Source organism: Pseudomonas sp. TE3552, from assembly GCF_056278945.1.
Window position 1 is genome coordinate 5669831 of record NZ_JBWBQJ010000001.1, and the last position, 24401, is coordinate 5694231.

20 protein-coding genes and 3 pseudogenes are annotated in these 24401 nt (G+C 59.7%); 7 read left to right on the top strand and 16 right to left on the bottom strand.

What is annotated here, in order from left to right:
* Positions 1–72: 72 nt before the first annotated feature.
* Positions 73–585 carry a dihydrofolate reductase gene (locus tag ACZ9BB_RS25650; protein WP_476217331.1) on the top strand — a complete coding sequence of 171 codons (513 nt, stop codon included), beginning with the start codon at positions 73–75 and terminating at the stop codon, positions 583–585.
* Positions 586–694: 109 nt separating this feature from the next.
* Here the strand turns inward: ACZ9BB_RS25650 and ACZ9BB_RS25655 are convergent, their stop codons facing one another.
* Complete coding sequence (locus tag ACZ9BB_RS25655) at positions 695–2086, bottom strand: L-cystine transporter (protein ID WP_476217333.1); 1392 nt, start codon at positions 2084–2086, stop codon at positions 695–697.
* Positions 2087–2324: 238 nt separating this feature from the next.
* Here ACZ9BB_RS25655 and ACZ9BB_RS25660 point away from each other — a divergent pair, with 238 nt between their 5' ends.
* On the top strand, positions 2325–3386 hold the full coding sequence (locus tag ACZ9BB_RS25660; protein ID WP_476217335.1) for a haloacid dehalogenase-like hydrolase: 1062 nt from the start codon (positions 2325–2327) through the stop codon (positions 3384–3386).
* A gap of 85 nt (positions 3387–3471) precedes the next feature.
* Here ACZ9BB_RS25660 and ilvD read toward each other — a convergent pair whose 3' ends face one another.
* From ilvD to ACZ9BB_RS25685, 5 genes and pseudogenes are all read right to left on the bottom strand, one after another.
* Positions 3472–5313 (bottom strand): dihydroxy-acid dehydratase, encoded by a 1842-nt coding sequence (gene ilvD / locus ACZ9BB_RS25665; protein ID WP_476217337.1) that lies wholly within the window; start codon positions 5311–5313, stop codon positions 3472–3474.
* Positions 5314–5570: 257 nt separating this feature from the next.
* Positions 5571–6791 carry a multidrug effflux MFS transporter gene (locus ACZ9BB_RS25670; RefSeq protein WP_476217339.1) on the bottom strand — a complete coding sequence of 407 codons (1221 nt, stop codon included), beginning with the start codon at positions 6789–6791 and terminating at the stop codon, positions 5571–5573.
* On the bottom strand, positions 6784–7758 hold the full coding sequence (locus tag ACZ9BB_RS25675) for a diiron oxygenase (protein WP_476217341.1): 975 nt from the start codon (positions 7756–7758) through the stop codon (positions 6784–6786). Before ACZ9BB_RS25675 ends, ACZ9BB_RS25670 begins: the two co-directional genes overlap by 8 nt.
* A pseudogene (locus ACZ9BB_RS25680) lies at positions 7755–8835 on the bottom strand (SagB family peptide dehydrogenase). Before ACZ9BB_RS25680 ends, ACZ9BB_RS25675 begins: the two are co-directional and overlap by 4 nt.
* A gap of 442 nt (positions 8836–9277) precedes the next feature.
* Positions 9278–10474: a class I SAM-dependent rRNA methyltransferase gene (locus ACZ9BB_RS25685; protein WP_205888710.1), complete on the bottom strand. Its 1197-nt coding sequence runs from the start codon at positions 10472–10474 to the stop codon at positions 9278–9280.
* A 382-nt stretch (positions 10475–10856) separates the two neighbouring features.
* Between ACZ9BB_RS25685 and ACZ9BB_RS25690 the strand changes: the two genes are divergently transcribed.
* From ACZ9BB_RS25690 to ACZ9BB_RS25700, 3 genes are read left to right on the top strand one after another with little or no spacing between them, the layout of a single operon-like run.
* On the top strand, positions 10857–11669 hold the full coding sequence (locus ACZ9BB_RS25690; RefSeq protein ID WP_476218425.1) for an HDOD domain-containing protein: 813 nt from the start codon (positions 10857–10859) through the stop codon (positions 11667–11669).
* Positions 11670–11698: 29 nt separating this feature from the next.
* Positions 11699–12511, top strand: a complete 813-nt coding sequence (gene mutM, locus ACZ9BB_RS25695) for a bifunctional DNA-formamidopyrimidine glycosylase/DNA-(apurinic or apyrimidinic site) lyase (protein WP_476217344.1) — start codon at positions 11699–11701, stop codon at positions 12509–12511.
* A gap of 54 nt (positions 12512–12565) precedes the next feature.
* On the top strand, positions 12566–12889 hold the full coding sequence (locus tag ACZ9BB_RS25700; RefSeq protein WP_476217346.1) for a multidrug transporter: 324 nt from the start codon (positions 12566–12568) through the stop codon (positions 12887–12889).
* A gap of 40 nt (positions 12890–12929) precedes the next feature.
* Here ACZ9BB_RS25700 and ACZ9BB_RS25705 read toward each other — a convergent pair whose 3' ends face one another.
* The 5 genes and pseudogenes from ACZ9BB_RS25705 to ACZ9BB_RS25725 form a co-directional block, all read right to left on the bottom strand.
* Positions 12930–13181 carry a YfhL family 4Fe-4S dicluster ferredoxin gene (locus tag ACZ9BB_RS25705; RefSeq protein ID WP_003195146.1) on the bottom strand — a complete coding sequence of 84 codons (252 nt, stop codon included), beginning with the start codon at positions 13179–13181 and terminating at the stop codon, positions 12930–12932.
* A gap of 149 nt (positions 13182–13330) precedes the next feature.
* Positions 13331–13810, bottom strand: coding sequence for a pantetheine-phosphate adenylyltransferase (gene coaD, locus ACZ9BB_RS25710; RefSeq protein WP_007897855.1), 480 nt, complete (start codon positions 13808–13810; stop codon positions 13331–13333).
* Between the two features lie 115 nt (positions 13811–13925).
* Positions 13926–15522 (bottom strand): annotated as a pseudogene (locus ACZ9BB_RS25715) (GMC family oxidoreductase).
* A gap of 59 nt (positions 15523–15581) precedes the next feature.
* On the bottom strand, positions 15582–16127 hold the full coding sequence (locus tag ACZ9BB_RS25720; RefSeq protein ID WP_476217351.1) for a twin-arginine translocation pathway signal protein: 546 nt from the start codon (positions 16125–16127) through the stop codon (positions 15582–15584).
* 28 nt (positions 16128–16155) lie between these two features.
* Positions 16156–17586, bottom strand: coding sequence for a coniferyl aldehyde dehydrogenase (locus tag ACZ9BB_RS25725; RefSeq protein ID WP_476217353.1), 1431 nt, complete (start codon positions 17584–17586; stop codon positions 16156–16158).
* Between the two features lie 149 nt (positions 17587–17735).
* Here ACZ9BB_RS25725 and ACZ9BB_RS25730 point away from each other — a divergent pair, with 149 nt between their 5' ends.
* Both ACZ9BB_RS25730 and ACZ9BB_RS25735 read left to right on the top strand, forming a co-directional pair.
* Positions 17736–18407, top strand: coding sequence for a TetR/AcrR family transcriptional regulator (locus ACZ9BB_RS25730; protein WP_476217354.1), 672 nt, complete (start codon positions 17736–17738; stop codon positions 18405–18407).
* A gap of 63 nt (positions 18408–18470) precedes the next feature.
* On the top strand, positions 18471–19325 hold the full coding sequence (locus tag ACZ9BB_RS25735; protein WP_476217355.1) for a sulfurtransferase: 855 nt from the start codon (positions 18471–18473) through the stop codon (positions 19323–19325).
* 42 nt (positions 19326–19367) lie between these two features.
* Here the strand turns inward: ACZ9BB_RS25735 and ACZ9BB_RS25740 are convergent.
* From ACZ9BB_RS25740 to ACZ9BB_RS25760, 5 genes and pseudogenes are all read right to left on the bottom strand, one after another.
* Positions 19368–19523, bottom strand: a pseudogene (locus ACZ9BB_RS25740) (helix-turn-helix domain-containing protein); the annotation flags it as partial.
* Positions 19524–19534: 11 nt separating this feature from the next.
* On the bottom strand, positions 19535–20545 hold the full coding sequence (locus ACZ9BB_RS25745) for a hydrolase (RefSeq protein WP_476217357.1): 1011 nt from the start codon (positions 20543–20545) through the stop codon (positions 19535–19537).
* A 72-nt stretch (positions 20546–20617) separates the two neighbouring features.
* On the bottom strand, positions 20618–21235 hold the full coding sequence (rsmD, locus tag ACZ9BB_RS25750; protein WP_476217359.1) for a 16S rRNA (guanine(966)-N(2))-methyltransferase RsmD: 618 nt from the start codon (positions 21233–21235) through the stop codon (positions 20618–20620).
* Complete coding sequence (locus tag ACZ9BB_RS25755) at positions 21235–22725, bottom strand: M16 family metallopeptidase (protein WP_476217360.1); 1491 nt, start codon at positions 22723–22725, stop codon at positions 21235–21237. The genes rsmD and ACZ9BB_RS25755 overlap by 1 nt, the downstream gene beginning before the upstream one ends.
* On the bottom strand, positions 22718–24073 hold the full coding sequence (locus tag ACZ9BB_RS25760; RefSeq protein WP_476217362.1) for a M16 family metallopeptidase: 1356 nt from the start codon (positions 24071–24073) through the stop codon (positions 22718–22720). Before ACZ9BB_RS25760 ends, ACZ9BB_RS25755 begins: the two co-directional genes overlap by 8 nt.
* Between the last annotated feature and the right edge of the window lie 328 nt (positions 24074–24401).

Genomic DNA, 24401 nt, shown 5'->3' on the forward strand with positions numbered 1-24401 from the left:
GCTTAATTGAGCAGTGAGCATAACCGCTGTGGCGCTTATCGGGGTAAGGGAGGCTCTGGTATCCTCGCCGGCATGACTAAATCACTCCCCCTCAGCCTGATCGCAGCCCTCGGTGAAAACCGTGTGATCGGCGTCGACAACAGCATGCCCTGGCACTTGCCGGGGGACTTCAAATACTTCAAGGCCACCACCCTCGGCAAGCCGATCATCATGGGTCGCAAGACCTGGGATTCTCTCGGTCGTCCGCTGCCGGGGCGGTTGAACATCGTGGTCAGCCGTCAAGCGGATCTGCAGCTGGAAGGCGCGGAGGTTTATCCGTCGCTGGAGGCAGCGGTGGTTCGCGCTGAGGAATGGGCGCGGGAGCAGGGCGTCGATGAATTGATGCTGATTGGTGGCGCGCAGTTGTATGCGCAAGCGCTGGAGCAGGCCGATCGGCTGTACCTGACGCGCGTGGCGCTGAGCCCGGAAGGGGATGCGTGGTTTCCGGAGTTTGATTTGAACCAGTGGAAACTGGTGTCGAATGTTCCGAATCCGGCAGAAGGCGACAAGCCGGCGTACAGCTTCGAGGTTTGGGAAAAAGTCTAAAAGCTTCGCGGGCAAGCCTCGCTCCTACAGGGTTGTGGTGAACCACATTAGGTGATCGACACAAATCCTGTAGGAGCGAGGCTTGCCCGCGAAGGCGATCTAACAGGCATCAAGCCTGAGCCAACGCCCCATGCTCATCCGCGTCCAGCAATTGCTTGTCGGTCTGCTGCATGATCTGGCTGGTGATCGCCCCGGCGGTGATCGAACCACTGACGTTCAATGCCGTACGCCCCATGTCGATCAGCGGCTCAACCGAAATCAGCAACGCCACCAGTGACACCGGCAAGCCCATCGCCGGCAGCACGATCAATGCGGCGAAGGTCGCGCCGCCACCGACCCCGGCCACACCGGCCGAACTCAGCGTCACAATCGCCACCAACGTCGCGATCCACAATGGGTCCAGCGGGTTGATGCCCACGGTCGGCGCGACCATCACCGCCAACATTGCCGGGTACAGACCGGCACAGCCGTTCTGGCCAATAGTCGCGCCAAACGAGGCGGCGAAACTGGCGATGGACTGTGGAATCCCCAGACGGCTGGTCTGGGCTTCGATGCTCAGTGGAATGGTGGCGGCGCTGGAGCGGCTGGTGAAGGCAAACGTCAGCACCGGCCAGATCTTGCGGAAAAACCGTAGCGGGTTGATCCCGGCGGCCGACACCAGCACGCCATGGACCACAAACATCAGGCCCAGGCCGATGTAGGACACCACCACGAAACTGCCGAGCTTGATGATGTCTTGCAGGTTGGAGCCGGCGACCACTTTGGTCATCAGCGCCAATACGCCGTACGGGGTCAGCTTCATCACCAGGCGTACCAGGCGCATCACCCAGGCTTGCAGGGTGTCGATGGCGTTGATCACTTTCTGACCTTTCTCGACATCATCCTTGAGCAGTTGCAGCGCGGCGACCCCAAGGAACGCGGCAAAGATCACCACGCTGATGATCGAGGTCGGCTTGGCGCGAGCCAGGTCTGCGAACGGGTTCTGCGGGATGAACGACAGCAGCAGCTGCGGCACATTCAGGTCGGCGACCTTGCCCGCGTAATCGGTCTGGATGGTTTGCAGGCGAGCCATTTCCTGGGTGCCGGCGATCAGACCTTCGGCGGTGAGGCCGAACAGGTTGGTCAGGCCGATACCGATCAGCGCGGCGATGGCGGTGGTGAACAGCAGCGTGCCGATGGTCAGGAAGCTGATCTTGCCCAGCGACGAAGCATTGTGCAGGCGCGCCACGGCGCTGAGGATCGAGGCGAACACCAGCGGGATCACGATCATTTGCAGTAACTGCACATAACCGTTGCCCACCAGATCGAACCAGCCGATCGAGGCTTTCAGTACCGGGTTGCCCGCACCATAAATCGTGTGCAGAGCGACACCGAATACCACACCCAATGCCAGCGCCAGCAGAACCTTTTTGGCCAGGCTCCAGGTGGTGTGACGGGTTTGCGCCAGGCCAAAAAGCAAGGCGAGGAACACCAGCAGATTGAGGATCAGCGGCAGATTCATAGAAGCTCCATAGACTTGTGCCAGCCACCTTCGTGTGTGACTGCGAACCGGCAAGCCTAACAGCTTGATATGTAATGATTTAATATCAAAAACAGCGGTTGACTGTCGTTTTTGGAATAAGCCACTGACGCTGTGGGGAATGCCGTTGACGGAATCAGGATGTAAGCGGTCGCGGGCAGGCGAGGACTGTCATACAGATTTGTTAGCGTCGATATCTTTGAATCAGGGAGAAACGCAGATGAAGCTCGCACCGAAAATTCTGGCTGCCGCACTGAGTTTGGGACTGGGCCTTGCCGGCCAGGTCTTCGCCACGGATTTGAAGCACTGGCCAGCCGATCAGGCCAAGGCGCTGGACGCGATGATCGCGGCCAATGCCAACAAAGGTAACTTCGCGGTGTTCGACATGGACAACACCAGTTACCGCTACGACCTCGAAGAGTCATTGCTGCCGTTCATGGAAAACAAGGGCCTGATCACCCGCGAGTCACTTGATCCCTCCCTGAAACTGATGCCGTTCAAGGACACCGCCGACCACAAGGAAAGCCTGTTCAGCTACTACTATCGCCTCTGCGAAATCGACGACATGGTGTGCTACCCATGGGTCGCCCAAGTGTTTTCCGGCTTCACACTTCAAGAGCTCAAAGGCAATGTCGATGAGCTGATGGCGTCTGGCAAACCGGTATCGAGCACTTATTACGACGGCGACGTGGTCAAGACCATCGACGTCAACCCGCCGAAAATCTTTACCGGTCAGAAAGAGCTCTACAACAAACTGATGGAGAACGGCATCGAGGTCTACGTGATGACCGCCGCCTCCGAAGAGCTGGTGCGCATGGTCGCGTCCGATCCGAAATATGGCTACAACGTCAAACCACAGAACGTGATCGGCGTGACCACGCTGCTCAAGGACCGCAAGACTGGCGAGCTGACCACGGCGCGTAAGCAGATTACTGCCGGCAAGTATGACGAGAAGGCTAACCTGGGCCTGGAACTGACTCCGTACCTGTGGACTCCAGCAACCTGGATGGCCGGCAAGCAGGCGGCGATCCTGACCTACATCGATGAATGGAAGAAACCGGTCCTCGTGGGCGGCGATACCCCGACCAGCGACGGTTACATGCTGTTCCACAGCGTCGACGTGTCCAAGGGCGGCATCCATTTGTGGGTCAACCGTAAAGACAAGTACATGACCCAGATCAACGGCATGATGGCCAAGAACGCCGCAGCCCAGGCCAAAGAAGGCTTGGCAGTGACGGCGGACAAGAATTGGGTGATCGTGAAGCCGGAAGAGATTCAGTAAGACCGAGTCGCCCCCACATTTAACCGGGGCCAACAAAAAAATGCCCCGCACTTGGCGGGGCATTTTTTTGTTCGACGGTTAAGTATTACAGCCCGTCGAGCATCGCCTTGTTACGTACCGCACCCTTGTCGGCGCTGGTGGCCAACAGGGCATAGGCTTTGAGCGCCGTGGTCACTTTACGTGGACGCACTTCCACGGGTTTCCAGCCTTTCTTGTCCTGTTCGGCACGGCGCGCGGCCATTTCATCATCGCTGATCAACAGGTTGATCGAGCGGTTTGGAATGTCGATCAGCACTTTGTCGCCATCCTGCACCAGACCGATCGCGCCGCCTGCAGCGGCTTCTGGCGATGCGTGGCCGATGGACAGGCCCGAAGTACCACCAGAGAAACGGCCGTCGGTGAGCAGGGCGCAGGCTTTGCCCAGGCCTTTGGATTTCAGGTAAGACGTCGGGTAGAGCATTTCCTGCATGCCCGGGCCGCCTTTCGGACCTTCATAACGAATGATCACGATGTCGCCGGCCTTCACTTCGTCGGCGAGGATGCCGCGTACCGCGCTGTCCTGGCTTTCGAAGATCTTCGCGTTGCCTTCGAAGACGTGGATCGACTCGTCGACGCCGGCGGTTTTCACCACGCAACCGTCCAGCGCGATGTTGCCGTACAGAACGGCCAGGCCGCCTTCTTTCGAGTAAGCGTGTTCGACACTGCGGATGCAGCCGTTTTCACGGTCGTCGTCCAGGGTTTCCCAACGGGTCGACTGGCTGAACGCAGTTTGTGTCGGGATGCCTGCAGGACCGGCCTTGAAGAAGTGATGCACGGCTTCGTCGGTGGTCTGGGTGATGTCCCACTTGGCGATACCTTCGGCCATGGTCTTGCTGTGCACGGTCGGCAGATCAGTGTGCAACAGGCCGCCACGGGCCAGGGAACCGAGGATGCTGAAGATCCCTCCGGCACGGTGCACGTCTTCCATGTGGTACTTCTGGATGTTCGGCGCGACCTTGCACAGTTGCGGTACGTGACGGGAGAGACGGTCGATGTCGCGCAGGTCGAAATCGATCTCGGCTTCCTGGGCCGCGGCCAGCAAGTGCAGGATGGTGTTGGTGGAACCGCCCATGGCGATGTCCAGGGTCATGGCGTTTTCGAACGCCTTGAAGTTGGCGATGTTGCGCGGCAACACCGACTCATCGTTCTCGCCGTAGTAACGCTTGCACAGCTCGACGATGGTGCGGCCGGCTTGCAGGAACAGCTGTTCACGGTCGCTGTGGGTGGCCAGGGTCGAACCGTTGCCCGGCAACGCGAGGCCGAGGGCTTCGGTCAGACAGTTCATCGAGTTGGCGGTGAACATGCCGGAGCAGGAGCCGCAAGTAGGGCAGGCGCTGCGCTCGTACTCGGCGACCTTCTCGTCAGAGGCGCTGGAGTCGGCGGCGATCACCATGGCATCGACCAGGTCGAGACCGTGGCTGGCCAGTTTGGTCTTGCCAGCTTCCATCGGGCCGCCGGAAACGAAGATCACCGGGATGTTCAGGCGCAGGGCGGCCATCAGCATGCCTGGGGTGATCTTGTCGCAGTTGGAGATGCAGACAATGGCATCGGCGCAGTGGGCGTTGACCATGTATTCGACGGAGTCGGCGATGATCTCGCGGCTCGGCAGCGAATAGAGCATGCCGTCGTGGCCCATGGCGATGCCGTCATCCACGGCGATGGTGTTGAATTCTTTGGCGACGCCGCCGGCCCGCTCGATTTCGCGAGCGACCAGTTGTCCCAGGTCCTTGAGGTGCACATGGCCCGGTACAAACTGGGTAAAGGAGTTGGCAATGGCGATGATCGGCTTCTTGAAGTCGTCATCTTTCATCCCCGTGGCGCGCCACAGTGCGCGAGCACCGGCCATGTTGCGGCCGTGGGTGGATGTTTTCGAGCGGTAATCAGGCATGGAGCACTCCGGGCGGCTAAACAGGTATCAAAAGGGAAGTGAGCTTCTATTGACGTCTGGAACACTCAGAAATGGCCGTGTGTCCGGAGGTTGCCGATAACTTTGCGGGATCGCCGCGCGCTTCAGCTTGAGCTCATAAACCCGCCGGGGGATGACTGGCGATGAATCTCGCGATTCTACACCGCTGGCGTCAGGAGGGAATGCCGGAAAGTGCTGATCCAGCGTCGATGGAATGCGTAGGGTGACGATCGGCGGGGTTATTCGACGCTTGGGCTGGCTCTTGGGCTTTTGGCGCGGCTATTGATGCGACTGTTGAGCGCCAGCGCCACGCTGCTCAGGATGACAAAGCTGTATCCAAGGGTGGATTGCAGGTTGGCCGGACTCAAACTGATGAGCGCACTGATCAACCCGCCGCAAATGAAAATCACCGTGCTGCCGGCCGATGCCGAGGTGCCTGCATTTTCAGGGAACAGGCTCATGGCTTTGGAGGTGGCGGCGGGTCGGGCGATGGTGGTGCCGGCGGTACAGATGAGCATCGGTACCAGGACGGTGAGCGGTGATAGTGCAACGTGGTTTGAAAGGTAAAGCATGATCAGGCCGGACAGCAGAATCAGGCTCAGCCCGCTGATGATCTGATGACCGGGACTGATGCGTTTACCCAGCACAATCGCAGCCGTGCCGCCGACGATGTAGGCACCGCCATATACCAGCAGGATCAGCGAGTAGTCATAGGCCGATAACTGGAGTTGGTCCATGAAGATCAGTGGCGAAATCACGATGAACGAGAAATGGCAGGCGAAGGCAAAGCCTGAAATCAACCAGTAGGGCAGGAAATCGGCATCACGCAAGACCCGACTGTAGGACTGGAGGATATTCGGCCGCACGCGGGTTGCTGGCGGGCGGGTGTTTTCGAGAAACAGCCAGGCTTTGAGCAGTACCACGCCGGCCAGTGCGGTAAACACCCAGAAGCTACCCTGCCAGCCCAGCGTGGCTTGCAGCAACGTACCGGCCAACGGTGAGACCGAGATGAAAATGCCGGTGGCGGTGACCATCAGGATCCGCAACCGGTCACGTTCCTCACCCTCGAACAGATCCTGAATCAGGGCTTGTGAGAGCACGAAACACCCGCAGCCGAGTGCCTGAATGACACGCAGCAGCAGGAAGTGGACATAGTCCGTGGTCAGTATGCAGCCCACCGCCCCCAGCATCGAAACGGTGATTCCGACGAGCAACAGCCCTTTGCGTCCAACCACATCCGACAGCGGCCCGATCAGCAGTTGAGAGGCCGCGATGCCGACCGCAAACAGACTGATCGACAGGGCAATGTCGGCGGGCGGGCTGCGAAAATGTTCGGCGAGCGCCGGGAACGAGGGAAGCAGGACATCCAGCGGGAATACGCCAAGCAGCATCATTGCCAACAACAGGCTGACCGCCCCACGACGCTGTCTGAGGGTTGCCGCAGAGTGTCCTTCATCCATCGATAAGCCCTGCCCTCGTGAACAGTTGCTGGTTGTATGGCAGGGCGAAGAAGCCGGCTTTTCTCAAAGCCTCAAGCGTCGCGCCAGCACCGGATCGCGCACGCTGAAGGGTGGCTTGGCGGCTAGTCAGCTCCCCGAGAATCTCGGTGGCGGCGGTCTCGTCGACACCCGCGCTGTGCAGGCTTTCCCGCATCCATCGCTCATCGGCTTCGAAGAAAACCCGGATGATGTCCAGCAGCAACCTGCTGGCGAGCGTGCGTTGACGACTGTTCAGGGGCAGCCACAGGTAATGGAACACTTCAGAGAAATAGCGGCTGTGAAGCGCCTCGTCCGAAAGATGATCCCTGAGCATTGCCTGGACGCTGGACACCAGGTCGTCACGACAGATGTCGAGCAGCTCCTTGGCAATGATCGTCTCCGACACGAACCCGACAAGAAACCAGGCCAATGCCCTGTTTTTTTCAGGTGTGCGGTCGAGCAGGGTGTTCAACTGCGTGATGCGGTGGGGCATGACCGGGCGCGGACTGATCCCGTAGATCCCGGCAACCTGCTCGGCAAGGCTGTTGGAGAACAGCGCGTGATAGCCCTCGTCGGTATAAAGCTGAAGTGCGGCGGTCTTCATCCGTGGAGGGATGTAGGCCTTCAGTTCACCATGGATGATGGTTTCCACGGCTCGGTTGACGATGCGGTGTTCGAGCAAGGTGGTGTAGTCGAGGAAATACACCAGATGATTGGCCGACAGCCGATGGATGACGGTTTGGCCCAGCGCTTCGATAGCCGGGTGCTTCAGGTAAGCGAGGAAGGCCGGGGGAAACCAGTGGCGTGTTTCCAGCTGTTGTTCCAGGTCTGGCGGCAATAGATAGTCGTGCTCGCTGGTTCGCACCGACGCGCGGGTATTCCAGTCGCCGAGGGTGAAACGAAGGGCCCGGGAAGCGGGATGCTCCGACCGCTCAATGATGGCATTCATTGCGCCAGCTCCTGGCTGCTGAGCAGCGCCTTCAATTCCTTGCACATTGCCTGACCGTCGCTTTTGCCACAGCCGACAAAAAACAGCGGTTGTTCCGCACTGTCCTCGAGCCCCAACAAGGCTTCTACCCGATCATCTGCCAGTGCGCCGGTCAGCCAAGTGTTCAACCCCAGCGCGGTGGCCACTAACTGGAACGTCTGGGAAAGGTGCCCCGCCTCCACGAAGGCCATTCGGTAGGCGCGCGAGTGTTCATACTTCCACCACAGCTTGTCGAATCGACTGGTGATAAACAGACCCACGGGCAAGTTATCGATGAAGTGTTGCCCACACAGCAATTGCCCTAGTGGCGAGTCAGGTGCCGGGTTGACGAAACTCAGTGCGTGGTCGGCGGGATGATAGGCGTAGAGCCCGGGGTTTCAGGCCGCAGACGTTTTGTACATGAAGAAAGCCTTCGCAGGCATTCAGCCCGCCACCGGAGGGACTGCTGCGCCGGGCATCGAGACCTTCGGCAAGGCAGTCGTCGACGTCATTTTCGCGCTCATGCAAGTAACCCAGGGACAGGTAAAGCAGTGTGCCAAGATCTTCCAGTGAAACCGCTTCATCGGTGAAAGTGCGGCAGGTTTTTCGGCCGATCAGGGCGTTGGCAAGCGAACCTTGCGGCAGGCAGGAGGGTTTTGGCAGGGCAATCAGCTCGCGTGCCTGGCATTCTGTGCGCCTGGTGCCCGGCGCGGGTGCAGCCAGTACTTCGGTGCAATGGTCCAGATAGTGCCTCGACCATTCATGAATGTTCTGAGGAACATGTTCGCAGGGAATGTTCTTGGTGCCGATATGGAATATCTTCGACAGTTCATCCCAACCCCATTCAATAGTGTCTTGTTTTGAAATTGTCAGTATTTCGGCACTTAGAAGTTGAGTGTCTATTATGTTGCTGTCGCTATACAGCTCGGGGTCGTCGATAAGTTGTGCGAGTCGGGTTGAATATTCCAGGCTCAGTTCAAATTGTTTGTGGCTTTTGTAGTTCCAGACTATTTGGCCGGGTGTGCGAGGAAGTATGAATAAATATGGATTTATCTGCATGATGGACAGTTCGCTCTGGGCAATGCCATAGAAAACGCTGGGTAGCCGGCACTCCCCAGCGTCTCATTTACTTAGCGGGCTTTTGGTGCAACCAGAAAGGCCAGGTTAGCGATCTTGTTAGCTTCCAGAGTAATTGCTTTCATGTTTTGACTCCTTGTCATTGATTTTGTTGAAAGTGAGTGTCACTTCGCGGTGACAACTTAATCATAGGCTGTAATGCATTCTTATCAAGGGGGTATTGAGTAGGAATGTTCCAGTAATTTTGTCGGAGCGATCTTACGAATGGAGGAAATTTGTAAGTCGTATTCTTTAAAATAAAAAATGCAGGGAAACGTCCTGCAAGTCAGAAGGACTGCAAAAGTAAGAAGTGGGGCTGAAGAATAGATGTTGTGGCCAGAAGGGCTGACGGAGAGCCTGTTGGCTCCCCGTCAAATCAGCGTACTCAGCTGTTTGGCAGCAGGCGGCAGGTGATGCTCTTGATGTAGCGGGTTTCGGCGATGGCCGGGTGAACCGGATGGTCCGGGCCCTGGCCGCCGCGTTCGAGCATCTGGATGTTGCGGTCCAGGTGACGGGCGCTGGTCAGCAGGATGTTCTGCAGATCGTCCTCGGGCAAGTGCATCGAGCACGAAGCGCTGACCAGGATGCCGTCCTTGCTGAGCAGGCGCATGGCTTGCTCGTTCAGGCGACGGTAGGCGCCTTCGCCGTTCTTCATGTCTTTCTTGCGTTTGATGAACGCCGGCGGGTCAGCCACGATCACGTCGAAACGTTCTTCGCTGGCTTTCAGCTCTTTGAGGGCTTCGAACACGTCGCCTTCGATGCAGGTCATTTTGTCGGCAAAACCGTTCAGCGCGGCATTGCGCTCGACGCCGTCGAGGGCGAAGGCCGACGCGTCGACGCAAAACACTTCACTGGCGCCGAACGCCGCCGCTTGCACGCCCCAGCCGCCGATGTAGCTGTACAGGTCGAGTACGCGTTTGCCTTTGGCATAAGGTGCCAGACGCGCGCGGTTCATGCGGTGGTCGTAGAACCAGCCGGTTTTTTGTCCCTGGATGACTGGCGCTTCGAATTTCACGCCGTTCTCTTCCAGCGCGACCCACTCCGGTACTAGGCCGAACACGGTTTCGACGTAGCGGTTGAGGCCTTCAGCGTCGCGGGCAGCGGAATCGTTCTTGAACAGAATGCCGCTTGGCTTGAGTACTTGGGTCAGCGCCGCGATCACATCATCTTTATGCGCTTCCATGGTCGCCGAGGCGATCTGCACCACCAGAATGTCGCCGAAACGGTCGACCACCAGGCCTGGCAACAGGTCGGAATCACCGTAGACCAGGCGATAGAACGGCTTGTCGAACAGGCGCTCGCGCAGGGACAGGGCAACGTTCAGGCGATGCACCAGCAGCGACTTGTCCAGCGGCAACTTGATGTCGCGCGACAGCAGGCGGGCGCAGATCAGGTTGTTCGGGCTCATGGCCACGATGCCCAGCGGTTTGCCGCCGGCGGCTTCGAGGATCGCCTGATCGCCAGCCTTGAAACCGTGCAAAGGAGTAGCGGCTACATCGATTTCGTTGCTGTAGACCCACAGGTGGCCATTTCGCAGGCGTCGGTCGGCGTTGGCTTTGAGGCGCAGGCTAGGCAGGGACATGACGTCGCTCCGGAAAAAAGAGCGGGAGTATAGCGTGTTGAGATCCCGGATAGGCCGGTGAGTGGACATGTGGCGAGGGAGCTTGCTTCCGCTGGATGGCGAAGCCGTCCCATAAGCGGTAGTTAGTGCACTCAGGCAAACCGCATTCGCAGGATTTGCGACTGCTTCGCAGCCGAGCGGGAGCAAACTCCCTCGTCAAAGTAGGTTGCTTTGTACCCGGGAGAGGGGCTGAGCATTTGCTGATGAAACTTCAAGCGGTGTGCCGGCCAAGGTGTCGGATCCATCTTTTTAAGGGTTAGAATCCCCGCCTGACCCGGAGTGTGTACTTATGTCCCAAGAGCTGTCTTCTGAACAGATTCAACAGTCCCTGCAAGGCATCAGCGTGCCGGCCCAGCCGCAGATCATGGTGGATCTGCAGATGGAGCAGTACATGCCCGACCCGGACCTGGAGGTGATCGCGAAGCTGATCTCCCAGGATCCAGGCCTGTCCGGTGCCTTGCTGAAAATCGTCAATTCGCCGTACTACGGCTTGAGTAACAAGATCACCGCGATCCAGCGGGCAGTGAACCTGTTGGGCAGCCGTTCGATCATCAACCTGATCAATGCGCAGTCGATCAAGGGCGAGCTGAACGACGACGCGATCGTCACCCTCAACCGTTTCTGGGACACGGCGCAGGACGTGGCGATGACGTGCCTGACCCTGGCCAAGCGCGTCGGTGTCCAGGCCGGTGATGAAGCCTATGCGCTGGGCCTGTTCCACGATTGCGGCATCCCGTTGATGCTCAAGAAATTCCCCGACTACATGAAAGTGCTGGAACAGGCCTATGGCAATGCCAGCGCCGAATGCCGGGTGGTGGATACCGAAAACAAGCAATACAACACCAACCACGCCGTGGTCGGGTATTACACCGCCAAGTCCTGGCGCCTGCCGGAACATGTCACCCAGGCCATTGCCAACCATCACAATGCCCTGGCCATTTTCAGCGATGAATCATCCCGCAATACGCCGCTGAAAAACCTGCTGGCAATCCTGAAGATGGCCGAGCACATTTGCGCCTCCTATCGGGTACTGGGCATCCAGTCCGAAGACCATGAATGGAACACTGTCGGCCACTTGGTGCTCGATTACATCGGTTTATCGGAATACGATTTCGAAACCCAGAAACAAGAGATTCGCGACCTCGCCACACGTTGAGTGTCGAACTCGCCTGATTCGAGAGCCCCATGCCTGAACTGCCGGAAGTCGAAACCACCCGCCGCGGGATTGCACCGCACCTGGAAGGCCAGCGCGTCAGCCGGGTGATCGTGCGTGAGCGCCGTCTGCGCTGGCCGATCCCCGAAGACCTGGATGTGCGGCTCTCCGGCCAGCGCATCGTGCTGGTGGAGCGGCGCGCCAAATACCTGCTGATCAACGCCGAGGTCGGCACGCTGATCAGTCATTTGGGCATGTCGGGCAATCTGCGGCTGGTGGAAGTCGGCCTGCCGGCGGCCAAACATGAGCATGTGGACATCGAACTGGAATCGGGCCTGGCCCTGCGTTACACCGACCCGCGACGGTTTGGGGCGATGCTCTGGAGCCTCGACCCGCTTAATCACGAGCTGCTGGTTCGCCTGGGGCCGGAGCCGTTGACCGACCTGTTTGACGGCGAGCGTCTGTTCCAGCAATCCCGCGGGCGGTCCATGGCGGTCAAACCGTTCATCATGGATAACGCGGTAGTGGTCGGCGTCGGCAATATCTACGCGACCGAAGCGCTGTTTGCCGCCGGCATCGACCCGCGCCGCGAAGCCAAGAGTATTTCCCGGGCACGCTATTTGAGGCTGGCGATCGAGATCAAGCGCATTCTGGCTCTTGCGATCGAACGGGGCGGTACCACGTTGCGCGATTTCATCGGTGGCGACGGCCAACCGGGTTATTTCCAGCAGGAGCTGTTCGTCTATGGCCGTGGCGGTGAACACTGCAAGGTTTGTGGCTCCGGGCTGCGGGAAGTCAAGCTTGGGCAGCGCGCGAGCGTCTTTTGCCCGCGTTGTCAGAGCTGATATCGCCTACGGTCTATAGTCAGTGTTCTCATTGCCTAGCCGAAGGACCGTGCCATGAATCTGTTTCGAACCCTTGTCGTCATGCTGCTGCTAAGTGTCGGAGCGCCCGCGCTGGCGGCTGAGAACGGCAGCGGCGATCCGCGTTACACCATCCAGAACCCACCGGCCTACGCCATGATCGGCGACTTGCTGATTGCCCGACCTTTGTTGGTCGCGGCGACGGTGATTGGTGCGGGCGTGTTTGTGGTGTCGTTGCCGTTTACCGCGCTGGGTGGCGGCATTGGCGATGCGGGGCAGGCGCTGGTGGTTGACCCGGCGAAAGCGGCATTCGTACGGTGTCTGGGGTGTGTCGGGGAGGGGTTTGAGCAGCGGGAGTGAGACTGTAAAAGCTTCGGCGCCCTGACAGGCGCCGAATGACTCAAGCCTTGCCGGTAATCTTGCGGTACTTCTCCATCAACTGTTCTTCAGTCTCCGGATGGGCCTCGTCCAGCGGGATGCAATCCACCGGGCAGACCTGCTGGCACTGCGGTTCGTCGTAGTGGCCGACACATTGCGTGCACAGGTTGGGGTCGATCACGTAGATCTCTTCGCCCTGGGAGATGGCGGCGTTCGGGCACTCGGGTTCGCAGACGTCGCAGTTGATGCAATCGTCGGTGATGATCAGGGACATGCTAACTCCAGCCAGGGCGGCAGGCCCGGGCGCAATAAACCAATGCGCGTAATTGTGCCGCATTGGCGCCCGCAGTGCACGCGGGCGCGATCAAGTGCAGCAGATCACAGACTGCGGTGGCTGCAAAAGCTTGCAGCCAGCGCCAGCGCCTACTTTTTGAAGCGCAGGGTCAGGGCGTCAGCGACCGCCGGATGGACGAACTTGGTGATATCGCCGCCCAGGGCTGCGATTTCACGGACCAGCGTCGAGGAAATGAACGAATAACGCTCGGACGGGGTAAGAAACAGACTTTCCACATCCGGTGCCAGTTGGCGGTTCATGTTGGCCAGCTGGAATTCGTATTCGAAGTCCGAGACTGCGCGCAAACCACGCAGGAACACGTTGGCGTTCTTCTCTTTGGCGAAGTGCGCGAGCAGCGTCGAGAAGCCGACGACTTCAACGTTCGGCAAATGCTTGGTGACCTCGCGAGCCAGCTCCACACGTTGTTCCAGGGGGAACAGCGGGTTTTTCTTCGGGCTTGCGGCCACGGCGATGATCACATGATCGAACAGGCGCGAGGCGCGTTCGACCAGATCGCCATGGCCCTTGGTAATAGGGTCGAAGGTACCTGGGTACAACACTCGGTTCATCGCGTCGTCCTGGCGGGAGTCCGTTGGGGAGTCGGATGGTATCGCAGCCTTCCCGGTCGGCCAAGTCGCCTGTTGGGTAAGAAAGCACTATAGACGATGGGAATATTCCGCGTTTTCATGGGTTTTTCAAACGTTCAGCCAATGATGTCGCCAATTGCGCCGTCAGTCCGTAAACCGATAATTGTGGGTTTGCGCCAATGCTGGTGGGGAACAGCGAGCCGTCGTGAATCGACAGATTACGCAATTGATGATGTCGGCCGAGGCTGTCGGTCACGGCGTTTTTCGGGTCTTCACTCATGGCACAACCGCCCATCACATGAGCACTGCCCAGGCGCGTGCGATACAGCTCAAGGCTCAGGTCATCAATCAGCGTGCGCGCCTGGGCGAGGGTTTTTACGTAACGAGCGTCGGCGTGCACCGGCATCACCGCGTTGGCGCCACCGGCGAACTGGATCTCGGCCATGCTATGGAACGCCCGGCGCAACCCGTCCCAGGCATACGGTGAAACCTGATAGTCGAGTACCGGCGTGCCGTCACCGCGCAATTCGACACGGCCACCAGGGCTGTCCGGGTGAAAGCCATCGCGCAGCAGCGCCAGCATCGCGTGGGTATGCGGCAGGTTCTCCATGTGCCGGGCATTTTCCGTGCCGAAGCCACCAAGCAGGGTGGTGGCCAGCGCCGGATGCAGCGGTGGGACCTCCAATTTGTAGGACATCTTGCCGGTAGCGCCGTCCTGCCATTGGAAATGGTCGGAATAGATCGACTGCGGCGCGCCGTAGAACGGGTTGATCACCTCGTCGAACAGCCCGGCGGATATGTTGACCAAATGCAGGAACGTCCGTTTTCCCAGTCGCTCATGCGGATCCGGCGCCTCTGAGCGCAACAGCAGCGCCGGGCTGTTGATCCCGCCGCCGGCCAGCACGTAATGCCGTGCCTTGACCGCAATCATGCGACCAGTGGGCGCGACACAACGCTCATCCATCGCCACACATTGCAGGCCAGTGACCTTGCCGTCCTGGATCGAGAGCTTTTCGGCACGGGCCAGATAGAGCAACTCGCCACCTTTTTCCAGGGTCGCCGGAATGGTCGTGACCAGCATCGATTGCTTGGCGTTGGTCGGGCAACCCATGCCGCAATAGCCGATGTTCCAGCAGCCGCGCACGTTGCGCGGTATCACATGCCAGGCGTAGCCGAGCTTTTCGCAGCCTTTACGGATGACGTCGTTGTTGGCGTTGGGCGGCACTGGCCATGGGGCGACGCCCAGGCGCTGTTCCATGTGTTCGAACCAGGGCGCCATCTCGGCCGGTGTGTGGCCTTTGACGTCATGTTCCCTGGCCCAATGAACGAGGGTTGGATCCGGGGGTGCGAAAGCTCGAGGTCCAGTTGATCAGCGTGGTGCCCCCCACTGCCCGGCCCTGGAGGATAGTGATCGCACCGTCCTTGCTCATGCGCCCGAGGCCTTCCTGATAGAGGCTGGTGTAGGCCTGGTCTTCGAGCATCTTGAAGTCGCTGCTGGTCTTGAGCGGGCCTTCTTCGATCAGCAACACCTTGTAGCCGGCGGCGCTGAGGATTTCGGCGGTGGTTCCGCCGCCGGCACCGCTGCCGATGATCGCCACGTCTGCTTCGAGGGTCAGGTCCTGGCTCAGTCGGGCGCCGTTGTAGGTTTTCCAGCCACGGGCCAGGCCTTCGCGGAACGGATCGGGTACGGGCATGTTCGGGTTCTCTTATTATTTGGATTTGGTGGCTTGCCCGCGATAGGGTCGACTCGGTCTCAAACCGTGGGCGGCCCGGGATACCCACAATGCGCCCACGACCCCGCCCGGCTGTACCACGCCATCATCACCATTTGCAGCAACGAGTTGTGGCCCATGCGCAGCAGGCTCGATGAGCTGTTTTCCCAACGGTCGAGAAAGTGCCGGATCGCTTCGCTGCTGGCGTTTTCCCAACTGCCCCAGATCCCGGTCAGTGGTCCGCGAGTGATGCTCATCCCCAACACATCGAACAATTGCCGGGTCAGCTTGAGCATTTCCGGCGACAGGTGATTCAGGCCGTTATCCAGGGAGTGCAGGGTCTCGGCAACGGCGACCGACATTTTTTCAACCGCCACGGCGCCATCAAGCATTACCGGGATCAGTGCGCGCAGAAACGGCAGGTCGCCGCTGCGCAAAATCGCGAAACCGCTGGCCGGGACGCTCGACGAGCAGCCGCCGAGGCTCGCGCCTAATCCGGCCGTGGCCAGAAAGGCGCTGGCGCCCAGGCTGAATTTAAGCAGGCCGCGCCGTGACAGCGCGGGTGTATCGAACAGGCTTGGGCTCATTATTGTTATTACCCGGCGGCGATGGTGATTAGCGGATAAACAGCTTCTGGATCAGTTTCTGAATGGCTTTGCCATACGGCGGATAGATCAGCTTCGCCGCGTTGAAGCGCTGTTTGATCAGCACACCTTTAGCCTTGCTGAAGGTCAGGAAACCTTCGCGACCGTGGTAGTGGCCCATGCCCGAGGCACCGATACCGCCGAACGGCATGTCGTCCTGAGCAACGTGCAGCAAGGTGTCATTGAGGCAAACGCCGCCCGAATGGGTTTCGTGGAGGACGCGGTTTTGCTCGCGCTTGTCGTAGCCGAAGTAGTACAGCGCCAGCGGACGAGGCCGTTGGTTGATGTAGGCAAACGCTTCATCGAGATCTTTGTACGGCACGATCGGCAGCAGCGGACCGAAGATTTCGTCCTGCATCACCGTCATGTCGTCGCTGACATTGAGCAGTAGGCTATGACTCATGCGCCGGCCCTGGCCCTGCTCGAACAGCGGAATCAGCAGCGCGCCCTTGCTGGTGGCGTCGCTGAGGTAGCCATTGAGCCGCGCCAGCTGTCGGTCATTGATGATGGCGGTGTAGTCCGGGTTGTCGGCCAGCGTTGGATAAAACCCGCGAACCGCCTGACGATAGGCTTCGACGAACGAGCCGACACGGTCTTCCGGCACCAGCACGTAATCCGGGGCAACACAGGTTTGCCCGGCGTTGAGGGTCTTGCCGAAAGCGATGCGTTCGGCGGCGTCCTTGAGCGGCACATCGCGGGAAACGATGGCCGGGGACTTGCCGCCCAGCTCGAGGGTCACCGGAGTCAGGTTCTCGGCCGCCGCGCGCATCACGTGTTTGCCGATGCTGGTGGCGCCGGTGAACAATAAATGATCAAAACGCAGCCGCGAGAACGCCACACCGATATCGGCCTCGCCCAGCACCACGCAGACCAGGTCCTGGGGGAAAATTCGCCCCAGCAGTTCCTTGAGCAGCAAGCCGGTGGCGGGGGTCGATTCGCTGAGCTTGAGCATCACCCGGTTACCCGCCGACAACGCCCCCACCAGCGGCCCGATGGCCAGGTAAAGCGGATAGTTCCACGGCACGATCACCCCGACCACGCCCAACGGTTGGTAAACGACTTTGGCCGATGCGGGCTGAAAGGCGATGCCGACTTTGCGTCGCGAGGCTTTCATCCAGTCTTTGAGGTGCCGGCTGGCGTAGTGAATGCCGTGCAGGCTGGGCATCAGTTCGGCGAGCAGGGTTTCATCGGCGCTGCGGTGGCTGAAATCCTGGCTGATCGCATTGATCAGGGCCTGGCGCTCATTGCTCAACAGGTCCCGCAATGCCTTCAACCATTGCTGACGCTGGGCTGCGGGTGGCATCGGGTTGCCTGCATACGCTGCGCGTTGGGAGTCGAACAGGGTTTGGAGTTCGTCCAGGGGCTGCTGCAGATTATTCAGGTAGGCGATGTCAGCAGGCATGATCGGCTCCGGGATTTATTAGAATGAGGAACTTTTTAGAGTCTATGCTCTAGAAAGTCAAATGTACCTTCCTGGTGCAGCTTTGTTTTATCCATCCGCGGATAGGTCGTAAGATGCCTGTCATCGCACTCTGAATTAAAGCTCAAGCCATGGCCCCTCGGATCAAAACCAGCGAGCGCATCGTGCAGAACAGCCTGGAGCTGTTCAATCAACAGGGCGAGCGCAGCATCAGCACCAACCACATTGCTGCCCACATGGAGATTTCCCCGGGCAACCTGTACTACCACTTCCCCAACAAGCAGGCGATCATCGCCGTGTTGTTCAGTGAGTACGAAAACCTGGTGGACAGCTTCCTGCGCCCACCCCAGGGCCGCGCCGCGACAGTCGAAGACAAGCGCTTCTATCTCAAGGAATTGCTCGCCGCCATGTGGCAATACCGGTTCTTGCATCGCGACCTCGAGCATTTACTCGACAGCGATCCCGAGCTGGCCGCCCGTTACCGGCGCTTTTCCCAGCGCTGCCTGATCCAGGGCACGGCCATATACGAAGGGTTTGTTACGGCTGGCATCTTGAACATGGACCGCGTGCAGATCGAATCCCTGACCCTCAATGCCTGGATCATCCTCACGTCCTGGGTGCGTTTTCTGTGCACCACGCGCGAGAACTCAAACCATCTGAGCGAACAGGCCATCAAGCGGGGCGTCTATCAGGTGTTGGTGCTGGAGGCCGGGTTCGTCACCGATCAATCGCGCGACGCGGTAAATGCCTTGTTCGAAGAGTTTTACGTACCGCTGGCCCAAGCCCTGGAAGAAGTGAATTAGGCTGGCAGCAATGAATCAGCAAGTGCTGCAGGATTGAAAGTCGACCCATCACAGGAGCCCGTTATGCCCATTGCGCAACTGATCAGCCCGCAAGCGTTGGACCTGAAAAAGGAGGCGCCGGGGCTGGTGATTCTGGATTGTCGTTTTGCCCTCGAAGACCCGGATTACGGTCAGCGCAGCTATGCCGAAGGGCATATTGCCGGGTCGAGCTTTGCCGATCTTGAGCGTGATTTGAGCGGGGCGGTGGTCAAGGGTGTGACCGGGCGCCATCCGTTGCCTGAGCCCGCCGACTTGATCGAGCGCTTGCAAGCCTGGGGCATCAACGCCGACAGCGAAGTGGTTTTGTACGATGACGGTCCCGGTGCCTACGCGGCGCGGGCCTGGTGGTTGCTGGCGTGGCTGGGCAAACGCGACGGTGTGTTCATTCTCGATGGCGGGTTGAAAGCCTGGCACGCCGCCGGACTGCCCCTGAGTCTTGATCCGCCATCGGTCACCCGCGGCACCTTCACCGGGACGCCAGATGTTGCGTTGGTGCTCAGCGCCGAACAGCTCCAGCAACGTCTCGGCCAGCCAGCGCTGACCTTGCTCGACGCCCGCGGCCTGCCGCGCTTCAAGGGCGAAGTGGAGCCGATCGATCCGATTGCCGGGCACATCCCCGGCGCACAATGTGCCGCGTTCACCGACAACCTGGGCAGCGATGGGCGGTTCCTACCGGCCGATCAACTCAAGCAGCGGTTTGCCGCGAAGCTCGGTAGTCGTTCGCCGACGGAGCTGGTCGCGTATTGCGGTTCCGGGGTGACGGCTTGCCACAACCTGTTCGCGCTGTGCCTGGCGGGTTATCCATTGGGGGCGTTGTATGCCGGGTCGTGGAGCGAGTGGATCAACGATCCCGCGCGAGGCGTCGCCAAGGGCGAGTAAACGCAGATCCAGTAATGTGGGGCGAGAAGGTGCTTTTGAGATTCACAGCTGCCGCGCGCTGCGATACGCCCCCGGCCCTACGCCATAAACCTGCTTGAATTGCCGACTCAGATGGCTCTGGTCGGCAAAACCCAGCTGCGTCGCGACTTCCAGCGGCTGGCAGCCACCCTGCAATAGCGCCTCGATTCGCCCTGATCGCTACCCATGCTTTACTTGCGCCCTGTGGTGGCCAGCCATTGGGGAATGCGCCGTTCCAGGTAGTAACCCGGCTGCCGGAACGAGCCCTCGACGAAACCGACGTGCCCACCTTTGGCCTGTAACTCGAATTGAGTGCTAGCGGACAATTCGTCGGCTAGCGGCAGGCTATGGGGAAACACAAACGGGTCATCGGCCGCCTGGATAATCAGGGTCGGCGTGCGAATTTCTCCAAGGAAATAACGACTCGAAGCGCGACGATAGTAATCCGCGGCATCGGCGAAACCATTCAGCGGTGCGGTGACCCGGCCATCGAACTCCCAGAAGGTGCGCAAGTTCTCCAGCGAGCCCAACGCTGCCAACGCCGCCAGGCCATCCTCATGTCCGTCATGCTGGAACTTGCGCTGCTTGTTCTTGATATAGGCGACCATCTCGCGCATGAAATGCGCTTGATAGAATTTGGAAAAACCCTGGCTGATACGATCGGCGCAATGATCGAGGCGAAACGGCACCGACACTGCCACGGCGCCTAGCACTCCGCTGTTGCTGCCGGTTTCGCCCAAATGCTTGAGCAACACGTTACCGCCCATGGAATAACCGACCGCATACAGCGGCGCGAGGGGGCGTTGGGTGCGCAGGTGTTTGATAGTTTCCGCCAGGTCTTCGCTGGCCCCGGAATGGTAACTGCGCGGCAATAGATTGGGCTCGCCGGAGCAGCCTCGCCAGTTCAGCGCGACACTGGCCCAACCCTGGGTGCCCAACGCCTTTTGCATGCCAGCCACGTAAGGCGAATTCGATGAGCCGGTCAGACCGTGCAGCACCAGTACCAACGGCGCATTGGCGCTGTGGGGACCGTGCCAGTCCAGGTCAAGGAAATCGCCGTCTTCAAGCCACAAGCGTTCTCGCTCACGCTCGATATGCGTGGTTTTGCGACATAGCGGTCCCCAAAGGGTTTGTAAGTGCGGATTGCCCAGGCCGTAGGCGGGCGTGAAGGCGGGGGTGAAACGTTCTGGCAGATGGGACACGATTGCTCTCGATGCAGCGGTGCTTACCCGCAGCGTTAGCTGACTGAGCTTCGCACCGTTTCTCAGGCCGGACTAGCCGGCGATCCCTGCCATACGTTGCCACAATGCGTAATACACCCGTCCGGATTTCTGCTCCCGATGCAGGCGCCAGTTTCCCGGCAAGCCAAGTATCGATGGTGCGGTTTCGCTTTCAGTGTAGACCCACGCATCGTTGGCCAGCCAGTTACGCTCCTCAAGCAGGGTGCAAACGACCGGCAACAGATTCTGATTGAACGGCGGGTCGAGGAATACCAGATCGAACGCCGTGGCCGGTTGGGTTTCCAGATAACGCAAGGCGTCGGCCGTCTGTACCTGGCCGGTGGTGCAGCGCAGGGTGCCCAGATGTTCCTTGATGCTCGCTACCGCAATGTTGCTGGCATCCAGTGCCTGGCCCATTGCTGCGCCACGGGACAAAGCTTCCAGAAACAGCGCACCGCTGCCGGCAAATGGATCAAGTACCTTGGCCCCTGCGACATAAGGCGCGAGCCAGTTGAACAGGGTTTCACGGACTCGGTCCGGCGTTGGACGCAAGCCTGGCGCATCGGGGAAGCTCAGTTTTCGGCTGCCCCATTCGCCGCCGATGATGCGCAGTTGATTCACGCCGTTGTGCACGTTGTGAACAGGTTTTTTAGGACGCGATGGATGGGCCATTAATGCTCCGGAACCCCGAGCGGCTGCTCGGCAGGTTTATCAGTAGGGGCCGGCAACGGCTTTTGTGGCACGGTCGGGCCAGCGCTGACGATGACCAGTTTGTCCGTGCTCAAGTGTTTGTTCAGTGCGGCTTTGACTTGTTCGACGGTCAGGCTCTGGGACTGCTGCATGAAGTCTTCCAGATAGCTTAACGGCAAGTCGTAGAAACCCATGGCGCCGAGCTGACCGACGATATCGGCGTTGCTGGCGGTGGACAGCGGGAAGCTGCCGGCCAGTTCACGCTTGGCGTCGTCGAGTTCTTTCTGGGTGGGGCCGGTCTTAAGGTAGTCGGCGAGTACATCCTGCACCAGTTTCAGGGTGCCTTCGCTCATCTCGGCGCGGGTTTGCAGGTTGATCATGAACGGGCCGCGAACCTGCATCGGGCTGAAACCCGAATACACGCCGTAGGCCAGGCCGCGCTTCTCGCGCACTTCGCTCATCAACCGGGTGCCGAAACCACCGCCACCAAGAATCTGGTTGCCTAGGGACAGCGCCGCGTAATCCGGATCGTCACGGTCGATGCCCAGTTGCGCGATCATCAGGTTCGTTTGCTTGGACGGAAACTCGATGTGACCGATGCTGGACTTGGGGTCGGTCGGTTGTTCGACTTTCGCCATCGCCGGACCTTTGGGCAGATCGGCGGACACTTGTGCGGCAACCGCCTCGGCCTCGGCACGCGACAGGTCGCCTACCAGCGCAATCACCACGTTGCCGGCGGCGTAGGCTTTCTCATGGAAGGCTCGCAACTGCGCCAGGGTGATTGGTGGAATGCTTTTCGCCGTGCCGTCGCTGGAATGCGCGTACGGGTGATCGCCATACAAGCGGTTCATCAGCTCCAGGCTGGCGAGTTTGCCGGGGTTCTGTTTCTGATATTCGAAGCCGGCCAGCATCTGGTTCTTGATGCGGGCGAAGGAGTCGGCGGGGAAGGTCGGTTTGCCGACGACTTCAGCGAACAGCTTCAAGGCAGGCGTACGCTTGTCCACGGCACTCAGGCTGCGCAAGGAGGCAAGCGCCATGTCTTTGTACGCGCCGTTGCTGAAGTCAGCGCCCAATCCTTCGAAGCCCTGAGCGATGGCGCCGACATCTTTGCCGGCCACACCTTCGTTGAGCATGGCGTTGGTCAGCAGCGCCAGACCGGGTGCATTGCCGTCCTGGCTGCTGCCGGCGGCGAAGATCAGGCGCATGTCGAACATCGGCAGCTCACGGGCTTCGACGAACAGTACCTTGGCGCCTTCGGCGGTGTTCCAGGTCTGTACGTTCAGCGAGCGATGGCTTGGAGCCTTGCTGTCGAGTTCTGCCAGCGATTGCAGCTTCTGGGTGGCCTTGGCTTTGTCGAGGGCTTCGCTGGCCCTGGATTCGTCGGATTTGGACAAATAGAAAGCGGCAGACCCGATCAGTGCGACAGCGACCAGGCCGATCAGGGCCAGGCGCGATGTTTTACGCTCACTCATGAGTCGTCTCCTGTGGCAGTACATGGGCGACGCTGAGACGTTCGCGAGTGAAATACAGCTTGGCAGCCTTCTGGATATCTTCCGGGGTCACGCTTTCCAGGTCGGCGAGCTCGGTATCCATCAGTTTCCAGGACAGGCCGACGGTTTCCAGTTGGCCGATGGCGGTGGCCTGGCTGGTGATAGAGTCACGCTCGTAGACCAGGCCGGCAATGACCTGCGCCCGCACCCGCTCCAGCTCTTCCGGGGACGGTGCGGTGGTTTTCAGCTGTTCGAGCAGTTTCCACAGGCCGGCTTCAGCCTGGGCCATGGTTTTCTTTTTCTGGGTGTTTGGCGAGGCCGACAGGGTAAACAGGCTGTCGCCACGGGTGTAGGCGTCGTAGCTCGACGAACCCCCGGACACCAGCTCTTCGCCGCGTTCCAGTTGCGTCGGGATGCGCCCGCTGTAGCCGCCGTCGAGCAGGGCGGAAATCAAGCGCAGGGCGTTCACCGAGCGTTTGTCTTCGGCGGTGGCGATGCTTGGCACATTGAAGGCCAGCATCAGGCTCGGCAATTGGGTTTGCACATGCAGGGTGATCTTCCGCTCACCGGGTTCGGCCAGTTCCAGCGGGATTTTCGCCGACGGCACGTCGCGCTTGGCGATCGGGCCGAAGTAGCGCTGGGCCAGGGTTTTGACTTCGTCCGGGGTCACATCGCCGACCACCACAAGAGTGGCATTGTTCGGCACGTACCAGGATTGGTACCAGTGGCGCAGTTCTTCGACTTTCATGCGGTCCAGGTCCGCCATCCAGCCGATGGTCGGCGTGTGGTAGCCGCTGGCGGGGTAGGCGATGGCCATGAAGCGTTCATAGGCCTTGGACATCGGCTTGTCGTCGGTGCGCAGGCGACGCTCTTCTTTAATAACCTCGATCTCGCGGGTGAACTCGTCGGCCGGCAGGCGCAGGTTGGCCATGCGGTCGGCTTCCAGCTCGAAGGCCACGCCCAGGCGGTCGCGGGCCAGCACTTGGTAATACGCGGTGAAGTCATCGCTGGTGAAGGCGTTCTCTTCGGCACCGAGGTCGCGCAGGATCAGCGAGGCTTCGCCGGGGCCGACTTTCTCGCTGCCCTTGAACATCATGTGCTCCAGCGCGTGAGACAGCCCGGTCTGGCCCGGGGTCTCGTAGCTTGAGCCGACCTTGTACCAGACCTGGGAAACGACGACCGGCGCACGATGGTCTTCGCGCACGACAACCTTCAAGCCGTTGTCGAGGGTGAATTCGTGGGTGGGTTGTGGATCGGCAGCCAGGGCCGAGAGGGGCAGACAAACTGTGCTGAACAGCAGGCCTGCAGCGCGGCGGGCTAGAGCATTCATTCGTTTTTAAACCTGTTGGGCTGCCCGCTTGGTCTTAGCCTAGGCGGGCGAGGAGGTGCTAGGATACTGATCCGTTTTACTGGCGGCCACGCCTATCAGGCCTTTACGTTTGATCAGGTTGTATGGGTTTACGGCAGAAGGCTGGGGTTTATCGACTAAACTCTGCTTTTTCGCCGATTTTGCCGCTTCAGTCCTTCGTGAAATCGTTTTTTGCAAGGTGCCGTTTGCACCTCGACAAAATGTTGCGCGTGAACAAGCTGGATGAATCGCAGTCTGTTCTGCATCGAATTATTTATTGCCGAGGCGCCCTTTGGCGCGTCGCTACCGT

Excerpts from the sequence above, each read along its gene's own strand:
- ACZ9BB_RS25650 (WP_476217331.1), top strand. The coding sequence starts at position 73 with ATGACTAAATCACTCCCCCTCAGCCTGATCGCAGCCCTCGGTGAAAAC.
- ACZ9BB_RS25655 (WP_476217333.1), bottom strand. The coding sequence starts at position 2,086 with ATGAATCTGCCGCTGATCCTCAATCTGCTGGTGTTCCTCGCCTTGCTT.
- ACZ9BB_RS25660 (WP_476217335.1), top strand. The coding sequence starts at position 2,325 with ATGAAGCTCGCACCGAAAATTCTGGCTGCCGCACTGAGTTTGGGACTG.
- ilvD (WP_476217337.1), bottom strand. The coding sequence starts at position 5,313 with ATGCCTGATTACCGCTCGAAAACATCCACCCACGGCCGCAACATGGCC.
- ACZ9BB_RS25670 (WP_476217339.1), bottom strand. The coding sequence starts at position 6,791 with ATGGATGAAGGACACTCTGCGGCAACCCTCAGACAGCGTCGTGGGGCG.
- ACZ9BB_RS25675 (WP_476217341.1), bottom strand. The coding sequence starts at position 7,758 with ATGAATGCCATCATTGAGCGGTCGGAGCATCCCGCTTCCCGGGCCCTT.
- ACZ9BB_RS25685 (WP_205888710.1), bottom strand. The coding sequence starts at position 10,474 with ATGTCCCTGCCTAGCCTGCGCCTCAAAGCCAACGCCGACCGACGCCTG.
- mutM (WP_476217344.1), top strand. The coding sequence starts at position 11,699 with ATGCCTGAACTGCCGGAAGTCGAAACCACCCGCCGCGGGATTGCACCG.
- ACZ9BB_RS25700 (WP_476217346.1), top strand. The coding sequence starts at position 12,566 with ATGAATCTGTTTCGAACCCTTGTCGTCATGCTGCTGCTAAGTGTCGGA.
- ACZ9BB_RS25705 (WP_003195146.1), bottom strand. The coding sequence starts at position 13,181 with ATGTCCCTGATCATCACCGACGATTGCATCAACTGCGACGTCTGCGAA.
- coaD (WP_007897855.1), bottom strand. The coding sequence starts at position 13,810 with ATGAACCGAGTGTTGTACCCAGGTACCTTCGACCCTATTACCAAGGGC.
- ACZ9BB_RS25720 (WP_476217351.1), bottom strand. The coding sequence starts at position 16,127 with ATGAGCCCAAGCCTGTTCGATACACCCGCGCTGTCACGGCGCGGCCTG.
- ACZ9BB_RS25725 (WP_476217353.1), bottom strand. The coding sequence starts at position 17,586 with ATGCCTGCTGACATCGCCTACCTGAATAATCTGCAGCAGCCCCTGGAC.
- ACZ9BB_RS25730 (WP_476217354.1), top strand. The coding sequence starts at position 17,736 with ATGGCCCCTCGGATCAAAACCAGCGAGCGCATCGTGCAGAACAGCCTG.
- ACZ9BB_RS25735 (WP_476217355.1), top strand. The coding sequence starts at position 18,471 with ATGCCCATTGCGCAACTGATCAGCCCGCAAGCGTTGGACCTGAAAAAG.
- rsmD (WP_476217359.1), bottom strand. The coding sequence starts at position 21,235 with ATGGCCCATCCATCGCGTCCTAAAAAACCTGTTCACAACGTGCACAAC.
- ACZ9BB_RS25755 (WP_476217360.1), bottom strand. The coding sequence starts at position 22,725 with ATGAGTGAGCGTAAAACATCGCGCCTGGCCCTGATCGGCCTGGTCGCT.
- ACZ9BB_RS25760 (WP_476217362.1), bottom strand. The coding sequence starts at position 24,073 with ATGAATGCTCTAGCCCGCCGCGCTGCAGGCCTGCTGTTCAGCACAGTT.